General features: G+C 64.7%; 3 protein-coding genes and 1 tRNA gene. 1 reads left to right on the top strand and 3 read right to left on the bottom strand.

Features of this window, described 5'->3' with window-relative positions; genetic code table 11:
* A partial coding sequence (locus tag ACM2XV_RS14275; protein WP_487027407.1) for a TetR/AcrR family transcriptional regulator occupies positions 1 to 510 on the bottom strand: 510 nt, incomplete at its 3' end.
* Positions 511 to 616: 106 nt separating this feature from the next.
* The gene (locus ACM2XV_RS14270) at positions 617 to 1,018 is read right to left on the bottom strand and encodes a hypothetical protein (RefSeq protein ID WP_344773870.1); all 402 of its coding nucleotides are present in this window, start codon (positions 1,016 to 1,018) and stop codon (positions 617 to 619) included.
* A 191-nt stretch (positions 1,019 to 1,209) separates the two neighbouring features.
* On the opposite strand from ACM2XV_RS14270, the gene ACM2XV_RS14265 reads away from it, so the two are divergent.
* Complete coding sequence (locus ACM2XV_RS14265; RefSeq protein WP_344773868.1) at positions 1,210 to 1,953, top strand: hypothetical protein; 744 nt, start codon at positions 1,210 to 1,212, stop codon at positions 1,951 to 1,953.
* Between the two features lie 242 nt (positions 1,954 to 2,195).
* Here the strand turns inward: ACM2XV_RS14265 and ACM2XV_RS14260 are convergent.
* Positions 2,196 to 2,269: transfer RNA gene (locus tag ACM2XV_RS14260), tRNA-Leu, on the bottom strand.
* Positions 2,270 to 2,432 lie beyond the last annotated feature (163 nt).

Genomic DNA, 2,432 nt, shown 5'->3' with positions numbered 1-2,432 from the left:
CGAGATGGTGATGCCGTCGGCCAGCGCGACGACCATGCGAGCGACGTCCGCGACGGGCGTGTTCCAGCGCCAGCCCGTGCGCCCCGCGGCGGCTTCGAGGGCCATCTGCACGAGGTCTGTGTAGCGCTCGTACTGCAGTCGCGCGAGGTGTGCCGTGCGCTCGTCGCGCAGCGCGTACTGCGTGAGCTCGAGCATGGCGCGCTCGCGCTCGGGCTCAGCCTTCACCGAGTCCAGGTAGCGCACGAGCCCGGCGTAGACGAGGTCGCCGAGCGCGGCATCCGTGATGTCGGAGCCGAGCAGCGGCGCGATCGCGCGGTATTCCTCGTTCACCGCCCGCTGCACGAGCTCGGCCATGAGCTCGTCATGCGACGCGAACACGTAGTGGAAGCTGGCGAGCGGCATTCCGGCCTCGGCGACGATCGCGCGCGTCGATGCGCCGGCGATGCCGTCGCGCGCGACGACGCGCAGTGCAGCGGCGATCAGCGCCTCACGTCGTTCGTTGGCCGGCATGTGAGCCAAGCGGATGCTCCCTCGCGTGGACTGGGACGATCGTCCCAGTTTCCGGAGAGGCTAGCGCATCAGCGACTGCCGGGGGAACCCGGCCCTCTTACCAGCGCTACCGGCCTCTCCTCGCGGCGTTGCGGTGACCATCACCTCGCGGCGGCTCCGCCTGCCAGTTCCCGTCCTGAGGCAGCCAATTGTCGAACTGCGTCCGGTGCCGATTCGGCCCGTCATGCCGGTAGATCACTTCGACCTCATCGCCCAGTTGTCTGCGCAGTTCAGTCGCCAGCGCAATCCCGGTCGCGATGAAGTCCTCTTCATCGCTGGGCGAAAGCCATTCGAAGTTCTGAGTCGGAAGCGCGTCGTAACGGTCAGCCCAGTCTTGCAAGCGCCCTCTGAGTTCTTCGGAAAGCGGCAGATCGGCCAGTTCTATCGGACCGAATCCTCCCGGCGAGCGGTCCCAGAGTGGCGGAGCCGAGTATTCGGCCATGAGCTCGATGCGCGCGTAGGCAGCCATGAGCCGAGTGTGGCACGTAGCGCGGAAAGCAGCACAAGGCCCGTAAACGGGCGGCTTGATCACTATTGAAATCCTATGCGAACGTTCAGCAAATGATAAAGAACAGGGGACTATCCGTGGTCAGAGTTCGCAGACTTGCATTGCTCGTATCGGCAATTGTGGTGGCTTGCCCGGCAAGCATTCCCGCGGGAGTGGCTGTCGCTGACACTTCGTCGTCTCCCGCCGATACCACCGCAACCGCAGTGCCGGGTGCCGACGATGGCACGACGAGCGATGTCGACGGGACACCGGACGAACTCGTGGACGGCGGCGACTCCGAGGACTCAGATTCCGTGGATCAGGACGACGACGACGCGTTCGTCGATGGTGTCTCGTCTGTCGAGATCGGTGGCCAGGACTTCGCGCTGACGACCACCCCACCCGGCAACACCAACTACGGGTCACCCCAGGGGTTTGGTCAGGGCGGCGTGCACACAGACGCCACCGTCAAAGCCATCGCTCCAGCCAACTGGCCCGCCTGCGGGTACAACGTGAAAGAAAGCAAGCTGGTGCATGAGTACATCCGACTCCGGGTTCGCGGCGGAGGCGGAATCGAGGGAACCACCGCGGCTCTACGTTGCGGCACTGACAAGTACGGGTACTTCCACATTCTCGACGCGCACATGAGCCAATGGGCTTCGGTTACGCCTTCGAGCCTCAACTGGCGCGACGTTGCAAACTGGTCGATGGATTGGATTCTCAGCGATCCAGACAAGGCCACCTACAACACGTCACAGCAGACATGGTGCTTCTCTCGCACGGTATACCTCGTGAAGAACAACAAGACCGTCGTCGCCACAATGACGCCGCACGTCGGACTGGGCAAGACTGCGCAGCGCATAATCACGGCATTCCCTGCGGGCAGCCAATGCACAGGGACCAATCTGGTCAAATAGCTGATCCCTCACCGCCGCCCCGCAAGGGCCCCTTCAGTCAGCGCGTTTGAGATGGCTGAGGGGGCTTTCCTCGCCAGGCCGTCGCCGGGCTGCGTCCAGTGCCTTTGAGACATACTGCAAGGGCTCCCTCGGCAACCCCGGCTGTAGTGCAAGAAGCGGCCCTGTCGCATCTGCGCCGATCGGGCCGAGTGGCACTCGGTTGCGAGGCAGCTGGCGCCGGACAAGGTCTAGCGGTTCCTCCGTACCCCCGGCCGGGTTCGAACCGGCACTTGGCCGATTTTAAGTCGGCTGCCTCTGCCAATTGGGCTACGGGGGCGAGCGCCTCACATGCCAGCGTAGATGCGAATTCGGGCCCGCCCACGAAGGGCGAGCCCGAATCACTGGCTGACGGATGCCTACTCTGCCGGCGTCTCGGCAGGAGCGTCGGCCGCAGCAGCCTCTTCGGCGGCCTTCGCCTCTGCGGCCTTCTGCGCGGCGGT

The sequence above is a fragment of the Gryllotalpicola sp. CP2-P1 genome (genome assembly GCF_057512245.1).
This window is presented reverse-complemented; position numbering and strand designations above follow the sequence as displayed.